Origin of the sequence: Pseudomonas sp. R2-37-08W, from assembly GCF_003851705.1 — a bacterium.
In the GTDB taxonomy this organism is placed as follows: Bacteria; Pseudomonadota; Gammaproteobacteria; order Pseudomonadales; family Pseudomonadaceae; genus Aquipseudomonas.
The window spans coordinates 4,331,889-4,348,510 of record NZ_CP027728.1; the positions used below are offsets into that span (position 1 = coordinate 4,331,889).

13 protein-coding genes are annotated in these 16,622 nt (G+C 61.9%); 3 read left to right on the top strand and 10 right to left on the bottom strand.

Features of this window, described 5'->3' with window-relative positions:
* Positions 1–36 precede the first annotated feature (36 nt).
* The 5 genes from C4J93_RS19930 to C4J93_RS19950 form a co-directional block, all read right to left on the bottom strand.
* Positions 37–621: an NTP transferase domain-containing protein gene (locus C4J93_RS19930; protein ID WP_124430294.1), complete on the bottom strand. Its 585-nt coding sequence runs from the start codon at positions 619–621 to the stop codon at positions 37–39.
* Entirely contained in the window at positions 618–1,604 is a 987-nt protein-coding gene (locus C4J93_RS19935) for an XdhC family protein (RefSeq protein WP_124430295.1), read from the bottom strand. Before C4J93_RS19935 ends, C4J93_RS19930 begins: the two co-directional genes overlap by 4 nt.
* Positions 1,604–3,925, bottom strand: a complete 2,322-nt coding sequence (locus tag C4J93_RS19940; RefSeq protein WP_124430296.1) for a xanthine dehydrogenase family protein molybdopterin-binding subunit — start codon at positions 3,923–3,925, stop codon at positions 1,604–1,606. Before C4J93_RS19940 ends, C4J93_RS19935 begins: the two co-directional genes overlap by 1 nt.
* Positions 3,922–4,389, bottom strand: coding sequence for a (2Fe-2S)-binding protein (locus C4J93_RS19945; RefSeq protein ID WP_124364022.1), 468 nt, complete (start codon positions 4,387–4,389; stop codon positions 3,922–3,924). Before C4J93_RS19945 ends, C4J93_RS19940 begins: the two co-directional genes overlap by 4 nt.
* 254 nt (positions 4,390–4,643) lie before the next feature.
* Positions 4,644–5,975, bottom strand: a complete 1,332-nt coding sequence (locus C4J93_RS19950; protein WP_124407955.1) for a dicarboxylate/amino acid:cation symporter — start codon at positions 5,973–5,975, stop codon at positions 4,644–4,646.
* Between the two features lie 340 nt (positions 5,976–6,315).
* Between C4J93_RS19950 and C4J93_RS19955 the strand changes: the two genes are divergently transcribed.
* A complete protein-coding gene (locus tag C4J93_RS19955) occupies positions 6,316–7,314 on the top strand; it encodes an AraC family transcriptional regulator (RefSeq protein ID WP_124430297.1) in 999 nt (332 codons plus the stop codon).
* A gap of 138 nt (positions 7,315–7,452) precedes the next feature.
* On the opposite strand, the gene C4J93_RS19960 is transcribed toward C4J93_RS19955, so the two are convergent.
* From C4J93_RS19960 to C4J93_RS19970, 3 genes are read right to left on the bottom strand one after another with little or no spacing between them, the layout of a single operon-like run.
* Entirely contained in the window at positions 7,453–8,799 is a 1,347-nt protein-coding gene (locus tag C4J93_RS19960) for an ATP-binding protein (RefSeq protein WP_124368038.1), read from the bottom strand.
* Entirely contained in the window at positions 8,796–9,473 is a 678-nt protein-coding gene (locus tag C4J93_RS19965; protein WP_010208358.1) for a response regulator, read from the bottom strand. The genes C4J93_RS19960 and C4J93_RS19965 overlap by 4 nt, the downstream gene beginning before the upstream one ends.
* Positions 9,474–9,491: 18 nt before the next feature.
* Positions 9,492–9,800 carry a hypothetical protein gene (locus tag C4J93_RS19970; RefSeq protein ID WP_124371583.1) on the bottom strand — a complete coding sequence of 103 codons (309 nt, stop codon included), beginning with the start codon at positions 9,798–9,800 and terminating at the stop codon, positions 9,492–9,494.
* Positions 9,801–9,938: 138 nt separating this feature from the next.
* Between C4J93_RS19970 and C4J93_RS19975 the strand changes: the two genes are divergently transcribed.
* A complete protein-coding gene (locus tag C4J93_RS19975) occupies positions 9,939–10,655 on the top strand; it encodes a 4'-phosphopantetheinyl transferase (protein ID WP_124430910.1) in 717 nt (238 codons plus the stop codon).
* A gap of 81 nt (positions 10,656–10,736) precedes the next feature.
* On the opposite strand, the gene C4J93_RS19980 is transcribed toward C4J93_RS19975, so the two are convergent.
* Both C4J93_RS19980 and C4J93_RS19985 read right to left on the bottom strand, forming a co-directional pair.
* The gene (locus C4J93_RS19980) at positions 10,737–12,347 is read right to left on the bottom strand and encodes an ATP-binding protein (protein WP_124405031.1); all 1,611 of its coding nucleotides are present in this window, start codon (positions 12,345–12,347) and stop codon (positions 10,737–10,739) included.
* Positions 12,344–13,069, bottom strand: a complete 726-nt coding sequence (locus C4J93_RS19985; protein WP_124405032.1) for a response regulator — start codon at positions 13,067–13,069, stop codon at positions 12,344–12,346. Before C4J93_RS19985 ends, C4J93_RS19980 begins: the two co-directional genes overlap by 4 nt.
* A gap of 574 nt (positions 13,070–13,643) precedes the next feature.
* On the opposite strand from C4J93_RS19985, the gene C4J93_RS19990 reads away from it, so the two are divergent.
* Positions 13,644–16,535 (top strand): ribonucleoside-diphosphate reductase subunit alpha, encoded by a 2,892-nt coding sequence (locus tag C4J93_RS19990; protein ID WP_124410597.1) that lies wholly within the window; start codon positions 13,644–13,646, stop codon positions 16,533–16,535.
* Positions 16,536–16,622: the final 87 nt, after the last annotated feature.

Consider the following 16,622-nt stretch of genomic DNA (forward strand, 5'->3'; position numbering starts at 1 on the left):
GACATACCGCTATCGGGAGCAAGCCCCCTTCCACATTCAGTCGGCGCTGAAACTCAACTGTTGCGGCACATCCACATCCCATAGCACGCCAGGATCATCCACCGGCACGCCTCGCACCTGTGCCAGTGCAAACAAAGCCTTCGCGCCACGGTCGCCGGCCAATGCCATCAATGCAGGCCCAAATACACGGCCGAAAGCGACTGGATGCCCATACTGTCCGGCATGCACCGGCACAGTGATGCTTCCCGGATCTGCCAGCACACGCTCGATCGTCGCGGAACGAATAAACGGCATATCCCCCAGTACCACTAGCCAGCCCTCTGCCGAAGCACTGGCCGTGACAGCGGCGGCAATGCTATCGCCCATACCGGCCGATTCCAGCAGCAGGACCTTAGAACCATGTGCCTCTGCCAACTGAATCACCTCAAGGCGTTCCGGTGAAGTCACCACCCAACGCTCAACAAGCGTCGCCGGAAGGTTCACCAACACCTGCTCGATAACCGCTCGTGTCACGCCGTCCAGGCCGACGCAATCGGCCAGCAATTTATCCCGGTCGGCGCCGGCCTCAGCACGGAAGCGACTGCCCTGCCCCGCCGCCAGCACTATTGCCGTCACTGTCACTGGGCAGCCACCGGCAGCGGCTTTTTCTGCAGGGGCGCCACGCCGTTCTTGATCGCGACGATTTCCGCCATGAGCGACAGTGCGATTTCCGCCGGCGTATGGCTGCCGATGTGCAAACCGATGGGGCCATGCAAACGCGCAATCGCCTCCGCCGACAAGCCCAGCGCCGCCAGGTTTTCCCGACGTTTCAGCGTATTGACCCGCGAGCCCAGGGCGCCAATGTAGAACGCGCTGGAATTCAACGCCGTGAGCAACGCCATGTCGTCCAGGCGCGGGTCGTGGGTCAGGCAGACAATCGCCGTGCGTTCGTCGGTCTGGATATTCAGCACCGCTTCATCGGGCATGCCCGGCACGAAGCGGCCGTGTTGTTCTTCCCAACCGTAGACAAACTCTTCGCGCGGGTCACAGATCAGCACTTCGAAGTCGAGCAGGCGCGCCATTTCCGCGACGTAGCGCGACAGTTGCCCAGCGCCGATCAGCAGCAGACGCCAGCGCGGCCCATAGATGGCGCGCAGGCGCTGCTCGTCAAAGGTCACCAGATCGGTCTTGCTCGCAGGGCTGAGGGTCACTTTGCCGGTGGCCAGGTTCAGCTCCCGCGCGACAATCTGATGATCCTCGCAGCGCGCCAGCAATTGCTCCACCCAGGCCCACTCGTCCACCCGTTCTTCGGTCAGGCGCAACGTGCCGCCGCAAGGCAGGCCGAAACGCGCCGCCTCATCGCGAGTAACGCCGTAGGTCACCAGCTGCACGGGCGGGCCGTCGGCGGGTAAACGGCCATCCTGCAGGCGTGCGATCAAGTCGTCCTCGATGCAGCCGCCGGACACCGAGCCAATCACCACCCCGTCGCCGCGCAAGGCCAACATCGCCCCCGGTGGGCGCGGCGCGCTGCCCCACGTCTGCACCACGCTGTACAACATCACGCGGTGCCCGGCGCGGCGCCATTGCAGCACGCTGCGCAACACATTCAGATCCACACTGTCCATCAGGCCTTCGCCTCCTGCCAACCCTGCAATTGATAGCGTACCGGCAGGTTACGGATGCGCTGGCCGGTCGCCGCGAAGATCGCGTTGCACAACGCCGGCGCAATCGGCGGTACGCCGGGCTCGCCGACACCGCCCAACGGCACCTCGCCGGTCGGAGTCACCAGGTGCACGGCGATCTGCCTGGGCGCCAGGGACATGCGCGCCACTTCGTACATATGAAAATTGTCCTGCTGGACCTTACCGTCCTTGAAGCTGATCTCGCCCAGCACCGCGTTGCCCAGGCCCATCACACACGCGCCCTCGAACTGCGAGCGGATGCGTTCCGGGTTGATCTGCGGGCCGCAGTCCACGGCGATATCGGCCTTGTGCACAATCAGCGTACCGTCGTCTTTGACTTCCACCTCGATCACCGCTGCCACATAGGTGACGAAACTGTAGTGCACCGCCAGCCCCAGCCCACGCCCCTTGGGTAGCTTGCGCCCCCAGCCGGCGGCTTTGGCGGCAGTTTCCAGTACGCCACGCAGGCGCGCGGTGTCGATCGGGTAACGCTCGGGGGATTCGCCGTAGTTCCACTCGTCGCTCAAGGTTTTCGGATCGATCTGACGGTCCGGGCCGAGCAACTTGAGCTGGTACTGCAACGGGTCCTGGCCGGCCTTGTGCGCCAGCTCATCGACAAAACTCTGGATGGCAAAACCGTGGGGAATGTTTGACACCGAACGGTACCAACCCACACGGGTATGCGCCGCCGCTTCAGGGTTTTCCAGGCGCACGTTGGGGATGGCGTAGGCCATATTGGTAAAGCCCATGCCCAGTTCGAATGCCGCTTCGTGGTTCATGCCCGGCGCGAACAGCGCGGTAATGCTCGGCGCTACCGTGCGGTGCAGCCAGGCGGCAGGCAGGCCGTCTTTATTCAGGCCGGCTTTGAGGTATTCGGCGGACACGGTATGAAAGTAGGAATTGTGGATATCGTCTTCACGGGTCCACTGTACGCGCACGGCTTTGCCCGGAAATTGTTTGGCCAGCACGGCGGCTTCGATGATGAAGTCCGGCTTGGATTTGCGCCCGAAGCCACCGCCCAGCAAGGTCACGTGCACCGTGACGTTATCGAAGGGCACGCCCAGGCGCTCAGCGATACGCTCGCGAGTGACTTGCGGTGCCTGGCTCGGCGCCCAGGCTTCGCACTGGCCCTTGTCGAAACGGGCGACGGCGACCATCGGCTCCATCGGCGACTGCGCCAGGTGCGGCAGGTAGTAGGCGGCCTCCAAGGTGCTGTCGGCATCGCCCATGGCCTGGTCGAGGGTGCCGGTGTTGCGCACCACTTTGCCGGGCTGGCGGGCGGCGGCCTCCAGCTCCTTGCGGTAATCGACGGAGTTGTAGCCGGCGTTGACGCCGTCGTCCCACACGATGTTCAGCGCGTCACGACCCTTGATCGCCGCCCAGGTATTGCTGGCCACCACGGCCACGCCACCGAGGGGCTGGAATTCGGAGGGGATCGGCCGGCTTTCGATTTCCAGCACCTTGATCACGCCAGGGACTTTCATCGCGGCACTGGCATCGAAGGATTTGACCTTGCCGCCATATACCTTCGGCCGTGCGATGGTGGCGTAGAGCATGCCGTCGAAATGCACGTCGGCACCGTAGACGGCGCTGCCGTTGACGATGTCGACGCCATCGATGGCCTTGACGCCTTCTTTGCCGATATAGCGAAATTCCGTCGGCTGCTTGAGCCGCAGGCTGTCGCGTGCGGGAACGGCCAGCGCACCGGCCGCAGTGGCCAACTCGCCATAGCCCAGTTCACGACCGCTCGGTTGGTGGATCACCTTGTGCAATTGCGCACGGCACTCGCTGACCGGGACCTTCCACTGCTCGGCAGCGGCCTGCTCCAGCATCGCCCGCACACTGGCGCCGCAACGCCGCATCGGCTCGTACCAATGGCGCATGCTGCGCGAGCCGTCGGTGTCCTGGTTGCCATAACGCACCTCATCACCCGGCGCTTGCTGGACCTTCACCTTGGCCCAATCGGCCTCCAGCTCATCGGCCACCACCAGGCTGAGACTGGTGCGCACGCCCTGGCCCATCTCCGAACGGTTGCAGACCACGGTCACCGTGCCGTCGGTGGCGATGCTGACGTAGACCTTGGGGTCGTCGATCAGCCCATGGGGCATTGCATCGCCGCCATATTGCTTGACCGCATCAGCCGCGAAGGCGTCAGGCAAACCCCAGCTGGCGGCGATCACCAGCACACCGGTGGCGCCCGCGCCTTTGAGAAAGCCGCGACGACTAAGGTTATTCAGGACGAAATCAGCGGGTAACCGGCTCATGCCTTGGCCCCCAGGTGCGTGGCCGCCTGACGGATCGCGGTCTTGATGCGGTTGTAGGTGCCGCAGCGGCAGATGTTGCCGACCATGGCCTCTTCGATCTGTTCATCGCTGGGGTTGGGGTGGGTTTTCAGCAACGCGGTGGCCGACATGATCTGCCCGCCCTGGCAATAGCCACATTGGGCGACGGCGGTGTCGAGCCAGGCTTGCTGCACCACCTGGCCGACAGGATCGGTGTGCAGGTTGTCGATGGTGCTGATGGCTTGGCCTTTGACCGCACCGATCGGGGTGATGCAACTGCGTGCGGGCGCACCGTCGATATGAATGGTGCAGGCACCGCACAGGCCCATGCCGCAACCGAACTTGGTGCCGTTGTAGCCCGCTGCATCGCGAATCGCCCACAACAGCGGCATATCTTCGGTGACGTCCAGTTGATGGTCTTGGCCGTTGAGTTTCAGGGTAATCATGGGCACGCCCGCCTGTTCATTGCATGGTTAGGGGCGAGCAATCTGTTGCAAGAGGTCACGCGGTTCGGTGCGCACAGATTGGCTCAGGCTGAGGAGGCTCTCTTGTGAAGACAGGTCTTCACCGGGCCTTTGGTGGAGCATCCACGTAATGTAAACCAAAAAGCTCGAAAGTCAGCGGGCGCAAACGCAAACGCCCCGAACGGGTCGGGGCGTTTGCGGATAACCGAGCGGCGCAGGTTCACGCCATCAGCGGCTTACTTGATGACAGGCGCAGGGCCTTCGGCCACGCCCAGGTCGTCTTCCTGGCGGGTGTCGGAGATACCGGTACCGCCGGACGCCAGTTCGCTTTGCAGCTTGTCGGTGTCCAGTTCCTTGACCCACTTGGCCACAACAAGGGTGGCCACTGCGTTACCCACCAGGTTGGTCAGCGCACGGGCTTCGGACATGAAGCGGTCGATACCCAGGATCAGCGCCAGGCCGGCAACCGGCAAGTGGCCTACGGCCGACAGGGTGGCCGCCAGTACGATGAAACCACTGCCCGTCACACCCGCAGCGCCCTTGGAGGACAGCAGCAGCACCAGCAGCAGGGTGATCTGGTGGGTGATGTCCATGTGCGTGTCGGTCGCCTGGGCGATGAACACGGCGGCCATGGTCAGGTAGATCGAGGTACCGTCAAGGTTGAACGAGTAACCGGTTGGGATCACCAGGCCGACCACGGATTTCTTCGCGCCCAGACGCTCCATCTTGATCAGCATGCGTGGCAGTGCGGATTCGGAAGACGACGTGCCCAGCACGATCAGCAGCTCTTCACGAATGTAGCGGATCAGCTTGATCACGCTGAAACCGTGGGCGCGGCAGATAGCGCCGAGCACCACCAGCACGAACAGCAGGCAGGTGATATAGAAGCAGATCATCAACTGGCCCAACTGCACCAGGGAACCCACACCGTAGGCGCCGATGGTGAATGCCATCGCGCCCAGGGCACCGATTGGCGCGAGCTTCATGATCATGTTGATGATGTTGAACATCACGTGGGCGAAGCGATCGATGAAGTCCAGTACCGGCTTGCCGTAGGCACCCAGGCGGTGCAGGGCGAAACCGAAGATCACCGAGAACATCAGCACTTGCAGGATGTCGCCGTTGGCGAAGGCGCCGACGATGGTGTTAGGGATCACATTGAGGATAAAGCCGACGATGCTCTGGTCTTTACCGGCCGTCACGTAGGCGGCGACTTTGGAAGCGTCCAGGGTTGCCACGTCGATGTGCATGCCGGCGCCCGGTTGCACGACGTTGACCACGATCAGGCCGATCAGCAACGCGATGGTGGAAACCACTTCGAAGTACAGCAACGCATAGCCGCCGGTCTTGCCGACCGATTTCATGCTTTGCATGCCAGCGATGCCGCTGACCACGGTGCAGAAAATGATCGGGGCGATGACCATTTTGATCAGCTTGATAAAGCCGTCACCCAGTGGCTTGAGGGCCACGCCGGTCTCCGGGTAGAAGTGACCAAGCAAAATACCGATAACGATTGCAACGATCACCTGGAAATACAGGGATTTGTAGATTGGCTGACGAGTCGTCATTGCAAAGTTCCTCAATCGTCCCGTGTGGCAAATATCCGCCATTGCCCACGACACTTGAATTGCGAACCCTCCTGCACTGGAGGGATTTGTTGTTTGCGAGGTTTGTAGGAACAAGCCTGCGCTGTCATCCTTACTGCAAACGGCGCGCCACTTTACGCTAAACACCCTGAAGGCCTTTAGGCATCAGGCCCGAAGGTTTACCGGGGCCTGCTCTGGACACGAACCAGGTGGCGGATTTCCGCCTAGCTGCCCAATCGCGTCCTGCAATTTGGCGGATATCCGCCTTGTTGCCTCGGCGGGTGATGACTACCATCGCCACTCCCATGGACGAGGCCCTGTCATGCGTGAACGCACCATCGCCAGTCACTTCGCCCGCGCCGCCCTGGAGGGCGCGCGTCGGGGCGGTTACGACTACTCGGGCCTGTTGCAGCAGGCGGGCATCACCCCCGAACTGCTGAGCGAACCCCGTGCGCGTATCGCTCCGGAGCAATTTACCCGGTTGCTGCAAATGCTCTGGCTGGCGCTGGATGACGAATACCTGGGTTTCGCCGACGGGCCAAGCAAGCGCGGCACCTTTGCCATGATGTGCCATGCGCTGATTCATTGCCGCACGCTGGAGAAGGCGCTGGAACGCGGCTTATTGTTTTATAGCCTATTCCCACACGGCCCGCGCTGGCAGCTGACACGGGAAGGCGACATGGCACGCTTGAGCCTGGACGACTCGCAACTCTGGGACCCGCACCACTTTCTCAGCGAATGCCTGCTGGTGATCTGGCATCGCCTGGGCAGTTGGCTGATCGGCCAGCGCATCCGGTTGCACCAGACCACGTTCAGCTACCCGATGCCGCCACACGCCAATGAATATGACCTGTTGTTCCCCTGCCCTCTGGTATTCGGTGCACCGAACAGCAGCCTGGTGTTCCCCGCCCGCTACTTGAGCCTGCCGCTGTTGCAGGACGAACGCACCCTCAAGCACTTTCTCGAGCGCTCGCCCGCAGACCTGTTGTCACGCCCGGATGAAGGCGACAGCTTGAGCAGCCAGTTACGCCGCCTGTTGAGCCGCGACCGCACGCCCTGGCCAGACCTGGAGGCCGTTGCCCAGCACTTGCATATCAGCCCACAGACCCTGCGTCGGCATTTGCGCGAAGAAGGCAGCAGTTTTCAGGCACTCAAGGATGAGCTGCGGCGGGACATCGCCATCTACCATTTGGGGCGAGCGGATTTGTCATTACAAGAGATCGCCGAACAACTGGGCTTCTCCGAGCCGTCGGCGTTTCATCGGGCATTCAAGAAGTGGACGGGGCTGACGCCGGGGGCCTATCGGGCGCAGGAGAGTTAGAAGAGTGTTGTGGCAGAGGGCCTCATCGGGGGCAAGCCCCCTCCCACATTTAACTGGGTTCACACAGTTTGATTTGTGAATACATTCAAACTGTGGGAGGGGGCTTGCCCCCGATAGCGCCAGCCCAGTCACTACTGATCACACGGCCGGAAAATGAATCCTGAACGCCGCGCCACCCAGCGCCGAATCACCCAGGGTCAGTCGTGCGTGATAGCTTTCAATGATGTCCTTGACCACCGCCAGTCCGATCCCCTGCCCTGGATGCTGACGGTCGAGCCGCTCGCCCCGCTGCAGAATCCGCGCGCGCTGATCCGGTGGTACGCCGGGGCCGTCGTCTTCGATGCACAACTCAATGCCTTCAAGGTTTTCCACCAGGCTGATGCGCACTTCGCTCAGGCATAGGCGATAGGCGTTTTCCAGCAGGTTGCCGAGCATTTCGAGCAGGGCGCCTTTCTCGATGGGCACGTCGCACTCGTCGGGCAGCTCGAGGGAGACGGTGACGCGTTTGTCCCGGTAAACCTTGTCCAACGTGTCGCACAGGCTTTGCAGCACCGGTTCCAGGCGGACCTGGTGGCGTACCAGGCCGCTCTTGCGCAGGCTGGCGCGCTGTAATTGATAGCCGATCTGCTGGCTCATGCGCTCGATCTGCGATTGCAGCACCCAGGCCTGGCTGCGTTCTTCGGGGCGCTGGGCCATGTCTTCGCTGACCCCCTGCAGTACCGCCAGCGGAGTTTTCAGGCTATGGGCCAGGTCATCCAGGGAGTCGCGATAGCGCGCACGCTGCTCGCGTTCGCTGTGCAGCAAACGGTTGAGGGAACCGGTGAGGCGCAGCAGTTCCCGGGGATGTTCTTCGCTGAGGCTTTCGCGGGTGCCGCCTTCGATCTGGTCCAGTTCCTGGCTCAGCCGCCGCAAGGCTTGCAGGCCCCAGGTCAGGCCAAGCCACAGCAACGTCAGCAGCACCAGCAACGCCGCGCCGAACCCCAGGTAGAGATTCTCGCGCAGGCCTTCGAGGGTCAATTGGTACTCGCGCACCGGTTGCAGGGCGACAATGCTGAAGGCCGCACTTTTGCCGCCCAGCAACCGGACCTCGACGTCGTAGACAAAAAATTCCTGGCCGTTGGCCTCGCGAATGCGCGCAAATTCGTTGCCGCGCCCATCGTAGCGCGGCTTGTAGTTGATGTTTTCTTCCTGGGTCGCCCGCGAACGCCATACGAGGTGGCCTTCACGGTCGTAGATATAGCCGAGCAGGCGGCTGTCGGTCAGGTTGAAGCGTTCATCGGGCAGCTGCGCCGGCATCAGCAGCCGGTTATTTTCCACGCGTGCCGCAGAGATCAGGGTGGTCACATCCGACGCCAGGCGCTGCTCGATGGAATCCTGCAATGCCAGGCTGAACGCGCCTTGCATGGCGGGCAGCAAGCCCAGCATGAACAGCACCGCCAGGGTGGCGGCGGCCAGCATCAGGCGCACGCGTAGCGAGCGAATCAACGGCAGCGCTCATTGAACAGGTAGCCCAGGCCCCGCACGGTGTCGATCGGCTTGAACCCGGCCGGCCCTTCCAGCTTGCGGCGCAGGCGACCGACCAGTACTTCGATGACGTTCGGGTCGCGCTCGTCGTCATCGGGATACAGCTGCTCCATCAAGCGGTCCTTGGCCACCACTTGTTGATGATGGCGCATCAGGTACTCGAGGATCCGGTACTCATAGGCGGTCAGCGCCAGCGGCTGCTCATCCAGCGAGGCTTGCTTGCGATTGAGGTCCAGCAGCAGCGGGCCGGCGACGATGGTGGATTGGGTAAAGCCGCTGGAGCGGCGCAGCAAGGCGTTCATCCGCGCCTCCAGCTCTTCGAACTGGAACGGTTTGACCACGTAGTCGTCGGCACCGGCAGCCAGGCCTTCGACTTTGTCCTGCCAGTTGCCACGGGCGGTAAGAATGAGGATCGGAAAGGTCTTGGCCTGGGTACGCAGTTGCCGGATCAGGTCCAGGCCGCCCATGCCGGGCAGGCCCAGGTCGATGATCGCCAGGTCATGGTTGAATTGGCCGGTCTGGTACAGGGCTTCCTCGGCATTGGCCACAGCCTCGACGACGTGGCCGCTGTCGGTCAGGCGGGTAAACAGGTGATGACGCAACAGCGCCTCATCTTCCACCACCAGCAATTTCATAAGGCTCTCCAAGGCAATTCAACAGTCCGAGCGAGGGATATCATAGCGGCCCTGCACGTCTTGCGGGCGCAGTTTAATGCCATTGTAGTGGCCCGACTCAAGCGCGTAGCCGGTGCGGTAGCCCGGTTTTGGGGCGCCAGCGCTCAGCGACTGGCCCCACGGGGCGGCCTGAATGCTCACCTCTTCGAAGCTGACACGCTGGATCAGGTTGCTGGATTTCCTGCTCTTCTCGCGGCCAAAGCCGGCAAAGCTGCTATCGCTGGCTTGCACGCCGGCGGTGGCACTGAGCATGGTCAACGCCAACATCAGCTTCTTGATCGCAGTCATGGTCGTTACCTCTTACGCGTTTAGGCTGTGACGTCCAGACTACGCAAGCGCCCCTGAACTCCCCCTGAACAGGCTCTGAACCTGGCCTTGACCGCAACGGGCTATGCACTGGCGCGCCAACTCGGCAAAATGTCGCGCATGATGCCCCTACCCGCCTGTTGTACCCCACTCGATGCCCATTGGCCGCTGCCTGCGCCTTTGCCCGGCACCGTATTCTTGAGCACGCGTTTCGACCCGGCCTTATTGAACCCTGAGGATTTTCAGCGCAGCGCCGTGCCGCCACCGGCGAGCATCCAGCGCTCGGTGGCCAAGCGCCAGGCGGAATTCCTCGCCGGACGCCTGTGCGCCCGTGAAGCGTTGCAACGACTGGATAATCTCGATTGCATCCCGGCCATCGGTGACGACCGCGCGCCGATCTGGCCAGGTCATATCAGCGGCTCCATTACCCACAGCACCGGGCACGCCGCAGCAATTGTCGGGCATAAGGCGCAGTGGCGCGGGCTGGGGATGGACCTGGAGAACATGCTGGCGCTGGAACGGGCGGAACGCCTGGCGGGCGAAATTCTCACCGTGGATGAACTGCAGCGCATGGCGGCCCTGCCCCGTGAGCAAATTGCCTTGCTGGTGACACTTACGTTTTCGGCCAAGGAGAGTCTGTTCAAGGCGCTCTACCCGATCGTGCAGCAGCGCTTCTATTTTGAGCATGCCGAGGTGGTGGAGTGGTCACTGGCGGGGCAGATGCGGCTGCGGTTGCTGACGGACCTGTCCAGTGAGTGGTGTCATGGCAAGGAGCTGGTTGGGCAGTTTGCGGTGAAGGGGGAGCAGTTGTTGAGCGTGGTGGCTGTCGGCGCTTGATAGACCGCCATCGGGGGCAAGCCCCCTCCCACAGGGGAATGCATTCCAAATGTGGGAGGGGGCTTGCTCCCGATGGCGATATCAGGGTTTCTCCTGATCCCTGGGCCAGCTCAGACTGAAACACGCGCCGCCCAGGTTGTTGCTCTTGCTGATCAGCGCCCGCCCGCCATGCCAATGGATAATCCGCCGCACAATCGACAGGCCCAGGCCATGCCCGCCCGAGGCGCGGGTGCGGCTGTCGTCCAGGCGCAGGAAGGGTGTGAAGATGCGTTCCCAGGCGCTTTCCGGCACGCCGGGGCCATCGTCTTCCACGTCGATACGGCAACGCACCTGCCCTACCTGATAACTGATCAGCACCTGGCCCTTGGCGTGGCGCATGGCGTTACTCACCAGGTTCTGCAGCGCGCGATGCAGGTAGCGGGGTTCGGCATCGACCCAGGCATCCTGCCAATGCGCCGATGACAGGCAGGTACCCCGGCTGACGCTGACCTGCGGGCGCAGTGGCGACAATTCGCCGATCACCTGATCGAGCAACGCATCGAGGTCGACGCGCTGGAAGTTCAACGCCGGCGCGCCCTGCTCCAGGCGCGCGTACGTGAGCATTTCATCCACCAGGCCATCGAGGTCCTGGATATCCCCGTCCATGCCCTCCAGGTATTTGCGCCGCGCCTCGGCCGTGGTGGCATCGCCCAGCATCTCCAAGCCGAAGCGCAGGCGCGCTACCGGCGTGCGCAGTTCGTGGGACACCGCACGCACCAGTTCACGCTGAATCGCCAGCAATTGTTGCAGGTGCTCGGCCATGCCATTGAACGCGGCCGCGAGCCGCCCTACCGAATCGGCGCCACGGGCCGGTACGCGAACTTCCAGATTGCCCTTGGCGATCCGCGTGGCCGCCGCCTCCAGCCCCTTGAGCCGGCGCTCGAGCTGACGCACCAACAGGTAGACGATCAAACCGATCAGGGTCAGGCCGATCAGGGCGATCAGGACCAGCCATTGCGCGGGGTACGGGTTCATTTGATACAGCGGGCCGATCTCCAGCACCCACGGCGTGCCGACCATGCCGGCGAACACGCGGATCGAATCACCGCCCTTGCCCAGGGCCATCACCGTATCGCCCTCCGCCACGCGACGGCGCTGGTCGTCGTCCATATCGGCCTGGTCGAGGGCCATCAGGTGCATCTCGAAACCAAAACCCTTGGCCTGCTTGAGATCAGCCAAACGTTGCGGCTGCTCGGCCACCGGGAACCGCACCAGTTCGTCGGCCAGCAGGTAGATCGTGGCGCGGGCCAGTTGCTCGCTGATCTGCTGCACTTCGCCGGTGAGCACCAATTGCTCCGGTTCGCTGACCAGGCGCACTACACGCGCGGCATGGGGCCCGGTCTGTTCCACCAGAACCTGGCCACGTTGCAGACGCTTGCGCTGGCTCAGGTCCAGCTGTGCATCGGTGAAAGTGCGCAACTGCAGCGGGATGCCCAGCAATCGTTCCCACACCGCCAATGCACGCTGGCGCTCGAGGGCGCTCATGGGCTGCAGGTTGTCGCCCATCAGCGCAAAGGTGCCGTGGGCCAGGCGCTCGCGGTATTGGTCGCTGCGCACATCGTTGAGCAAGTGCAGCGCCAGCACGCCCAGCAGCGCGACCAGGATCAGCGCGGCGCACATGCCGCCGTAGATGCGCAGGAAGATCGAGTTCACAGGGGCATATCGGCGGCGGCTTCAGGCACGAACAGGTAGCCTTTGCTGCGGATGGTCTTGATCAGGCGCGGGTGGATCGGGTCATCGCCGATCTTCGGTCGAATACGTGAGATGCGCACATCAATCGAGCGATCCTGGCCGTCGTAGCCAACGCCACGCAGGGCAATGAAGATTTCTTCGCGCGAGAGAATGCGCCCGGCATTCGCCACCAACAGCCACAGCAGGTCGAACTCGGCACTGGTCAGTTCGATACCCTTTTGGTGCAACCAGGCCTCGCGCAAGGCGTTGTCCACCACCAGCGGGCCGAATTGCAGGCGGCGCTGGTTTTCCACCACAACCGGTAACGCCGGCTCGCTGCGCCGCAGCAGGGCCTGGATGCGTGCCAGCAACAGGCGCGGGCGCACGGGTTTGCACACGTAGTCGTCGGCGCCCAGGTCCAGGCCGAGCACCTGGTCCATCTCATCGGTACGCGCCGTCAGCATCAGGATCACGCCCTCATAGCGCTCGCGCACCTTGCGGCAGATGCTCAGGCCGTCTTCGCCCGGCAGCATCAGGTCGAGGATCACCAGGTCCGGTTGTTCGGCGATGATGCGCGCTGCGGCCTGGGCGCCGTCGTTCTCCACCGACACCCGCAGGCCGTTGCTCTCCAGGTATTCGCGGGTCAGCTCGGCCAGTCGCTCGTCGTCCTCGACAATCAATATCTGCCAGGGTTCTTGCTCCACGCGGTGTCCTCATTGTTATAAGAAATGCTGATGGTCGACACGGTCGAGGCATACCCTGATTGTCATGTATTGAGGGCATAACAAGGGTCGATTGTAGCCACGGGCCAACCCCTGAACACAAGCCTGGAAATCCATTCGGTCATGGCGTTTTTTTGTGATAGGGTTCGCGCCCTCAAAAATCCAACCGACAGTTTTTGCCTGGAAATATTCGGTGACAGGCGGCGTAATCCAGCAGTACTGCGGCCTACACGGGCGTTCCATGATTCATACACATTTTACCCACAGCGTTATCCACAGGTAGTACGTTGCTAAGCCCCCAAAAACGCATTATCTTGTACCTCGGCACTTCCAGAGACCCTACATGTAGGGTTTTGGCAATAAGCGCCCAACCACATAAGCGGCTCGAAATTCAAGCGTTTTATTGCTGGCACAGCGTGGAACCAACCGATTTTCAGTAGACCAAACCGCTCACGCGGATGGCAGCTGTTTTTCATCCGAGACATGGAAAACGGTACGGGTGTTGCAGGAAAGCCTGGCACTCGCAATCAAATATAGAACGTGGAGACAACCCCCCATGCAAACCGACACAACTCGCGAGAACCCGCAGGGCTCCGTGCCGCAGGCCGCTGATTCGAACCTGGATCTGGCCGCCACTGCACCTGGCCAATTGCGCGTGATCAAGCGTAACGGCACTGTCGTTCCTTACACCGATGACAAAATCACCGTCGCCATCACCAAAGCGTTTCTTGCAGTTGAAGGCGGCACCGCTGCCGCCTCGTCGCGCATCCACGACACTGTTGCACGCCTGACCGAACAAGTGACCGCGACCTTCAAGCGTCGCATGCCATCGGGCGGCACTATCCACATCGAAGAAATCCAGGACCAGGTCGAACTGGCCCTGATGCGTGCCGGCGAGCAGAAAGTTGCCCGTGACTACGTGATCTACCGTGATTCCCGGGCCAAGGAACGTGCCGTGCACGCGCCGGCCGCCGAATCCGTCCAGGCGCATCCTTCGATTCGCATCACCCTGGCCGATGGCAGCTTTGCGCCGCTGGACCTGGGCCGCCTCAACACCATCATCACCGAGGCCTGCGAAGGCCTGGAAGAAGTCGATGGTGACCTGATCCAGCGCGAAACCCTGAAGAACCTGTACGACGGCGTGGCCCTGACCGACGTCAACACCGCCCTGGTGATGACTGCCCGTACCCTGGTCGAGCGTGAGCCGAACTACTCGTTCGTCACCGCGCGCCTGCTGATGGACACCCTGCGCGCCGAAGGCCTGGGTTTCCTGGGCGTGGCCGACAGCGCCACCCACCACGAGATGGCTGACCTGTACGCCAAGGCGCTGCCCGCCTACATCGCCAAGGGTATCGAATTCGAATTGCTGAACCCGATCCTGGCCACCTTCGACCTGGAAAAACTCGGCAAGGCGATCAACCACGAGCGCGACCAGCAGTTCACCTACCTGGGCCTGCAAACCCTGTACGACCGTTACTTCATCCACAAGGACGGTATCCGTTTCGAACTGCCGCAAGTGTTCTTCATGCGCGTGGCCATGGGCCTGGCGATCGAAGAGAAGCACAAAGAAGACCGTGCGATCGAGTTCTACAACCTGTTGTCGTCCTTCGACTACATGTCGTCCACGCCGACCCTGTTCAACGCCGGTACCCTGCGTCCACAGCTGTCGAGCTGCTACCTGACCACCGTGCCGGACGACCTGTCGGGCATCTACCACGCGATCCACGACAACGCCATGCTGTCCAAATTCGCCGGTGGCCTGGGTAACGACTGGACGCCGGTTCGTGCACTGGGTTCGTACATCAAGGGCACCAATGGTAAATCCCAGGGCGTCGTGCCGTTCCTGAAAGTGGTGAACGATACCGCCGTTGCCGTGAACCAGGGTGGCAAGCGCAAAGGCGCTGTGTGTGCCTACCTGGAAACCTGGCACATGGACATTGAAGAGTTCATCGAGCTGCGCAAGAACACCGGTGATGATCGTCGTCGTACCCACGACATGAACACCGCCAACTGGATCCCTGACCTGTTCATGAAGCGTGTCTTCGATGACGGCAAGTGGACCCTGTTCTCGCCATCCGAAGTGCCGGACCTGCACGACCTGACCGGCAAGGCCTTCGAAGAGCGCTACGAGTACTACGAAGCCCTCACCGAGTACCCAGGCAAGGTCAAGCTGTTCAAGACCATCCAGGCCAAAGACCTGTGGCGCAAAATGCTGTCCATGCTGTTCGAAACCGGCCACCCATGGCTGACCTTCAAAGACCCGTGCAACCTGCGCAGCCCGCAGCAGCACGTCGGCGTGGTGCATAGCTCGAACCTGTGCACCGAGATCACCTTGAACACCAACAAGGACGAGATCGCCGTTTGCAACCTGGGCTCGATCAACCTGCCGAACCACATCGTCAACGGCAAGCTGGACACCGTAAAGCTTGCGCGCACCGTCAACACCGCCGTACGCATGCTCGATAACGTGATCGACATCAACTACTACTCGGTGCCACAGGCGCAGAACTCCAACTTCAAGCACCGTCCGGTCGGCCTCGGCATCATGGGCTTCCAGGACGCTTTGTATCTGCAGCACATTCCTTACGGTTCCGATGCTGCCGTCGAGTTCGCCGACAAGTCCATGGAAGCGGTCAGCTACTACGCAATCCAGGCGTCCTGCGACCTGGCCGACGAGCGCGGCGCCTACGAGACGTTCCAGGGTTCGCTGTGGTCCAAGGGCATCCTGCCGCTGGATTCGCAACAGATCCTGATCGAGCAACGTGGCCAGAAGTACATTGACGTTGACCTGGAAGAATCCTTGGACTGGGCGCCAGTACGTGCCCGTGTGCAGAAAGGTATTCGTAACTCCAACATCATGGCCATTGCACCGACCGCGACCATCGCCAACATCACTGGCGTTTCGCAGTCGATCGAACCGACCTACCAGAACCTGTATGTGAAATCGAACCTGTCGGGCGAATTCACCGTGATCAACCCGTATCTGGTTCGCGACCTGAAAGCCCGCGGTCTGTGGGACTCGGTGATGATCAACGACCTGAAGTACTACGACGGTTCGGTGCAACAGATCGAGCGCATCCCGCAGGAACTCAAAGAGCTCTACGCCACTGCGTTCGAAGTGGACACCAAGTGGATCGTTGACGCCGCCAGCCGTCGTCAGAAGTGGATCGACCAGGCGCAGTCCCTGAACCTCTACATTGCCGGTGCTTCGGGCAAGAAGCTCGACGTGACCTACCGCATGGCTTGGTACCGTGGCTTGAAAACCACTTACTACCTCCGTGCCCTGGCCGCGACCAGCACCGAGAAGTCGACTATCAACACCGGTAAGCTCAACGCGGTTTCCAGCGGCAACCACGGTGACGATTCGGTACTCGCTGCGCCAGCCGGCCCGGCACCGGTGCCGAAGGCTTGTGCGATTGACGAGCCGGATTGTGAGGCTTGCCAATAAGCTGAGCACGCCCTGGGTTTGACCCCAAGGCTGAAAAGCCCCCGATAGGCCTCTGGTGTATCGGGGGCTTTCTTTTGCCTGGTGAAA

What these genes read in the sequence shown, in the direction of transcription:
- C4J93_RS19935 (WP_124430295.1), bottom strand. Translation starts at nt 1,604, where the DNA reads ATGGACAGTGTGGATCTGAATGTGTTGCGCAGCGTGCTGCAATGGCGC.
- C4J93_RS19940 (WP_124430296.1), bottom strand. Translation starts at nt 3,925, where the DNA reads ATGAGCCGGTTACCCGCTGATTTCGTCCTGAATAACCTTAGTCGTCGC.
- C4J93_RS19945 (WP_124364022.1), bottom strand. Translation starts at nt 4,389, where the DNA reads ATGATTACCCTGAAACTCAACGGCCAAGACCATCAACTGGACGTCACC.
- C4J93_RS19950 (WP_124407955.1), bottom strand. Translation starts at nt 5,975, where the DNA reads ATGACGACTCGTCAGCCAATCTACAAATCCCTGTATTTCCAGGTGATC.
- C4J93_RS19955 (WP_124430297.1), top strand. Translation starts at nt 6,316, where the DNA reads ATGCGTGAACGCACCATCGCCAGTCACTTCGCCCGCGCCGCCCTGGAG.
- C4J93_RS19965 (WP_010208358.1), bottom strand. Translation starts at nt 9,473, where the DNA reads ATGAAATTGCTGGTGGTGGAAGATGAGGCGCTGTTGCGTCATCACCTG.
- C4J93_RS19970 (WP_124371583.1), bottom strand. Translation starts at nt 9,800, where the DNA reads ATGACTGCGATCAAGAAGCTGATGTTGGCGTTGACCATGCTCAGTGCC.
- C4J93_RS19975 (WP_124430910.1), top strand. Translation starts at nt 9,939, where the DNA reads ATGATGCCCCTACCCGCCTGTTGTACCCCACTCGATGCCCATTGGCCG.
- C4J93_RS19990 (WP_124410597.1), top strand. Translation starts at nt 13,644, where the DNA reads ATGCAAACCGACACAACTCGCGAGAACCCGCAGGGCTCCGTGCCGCAG.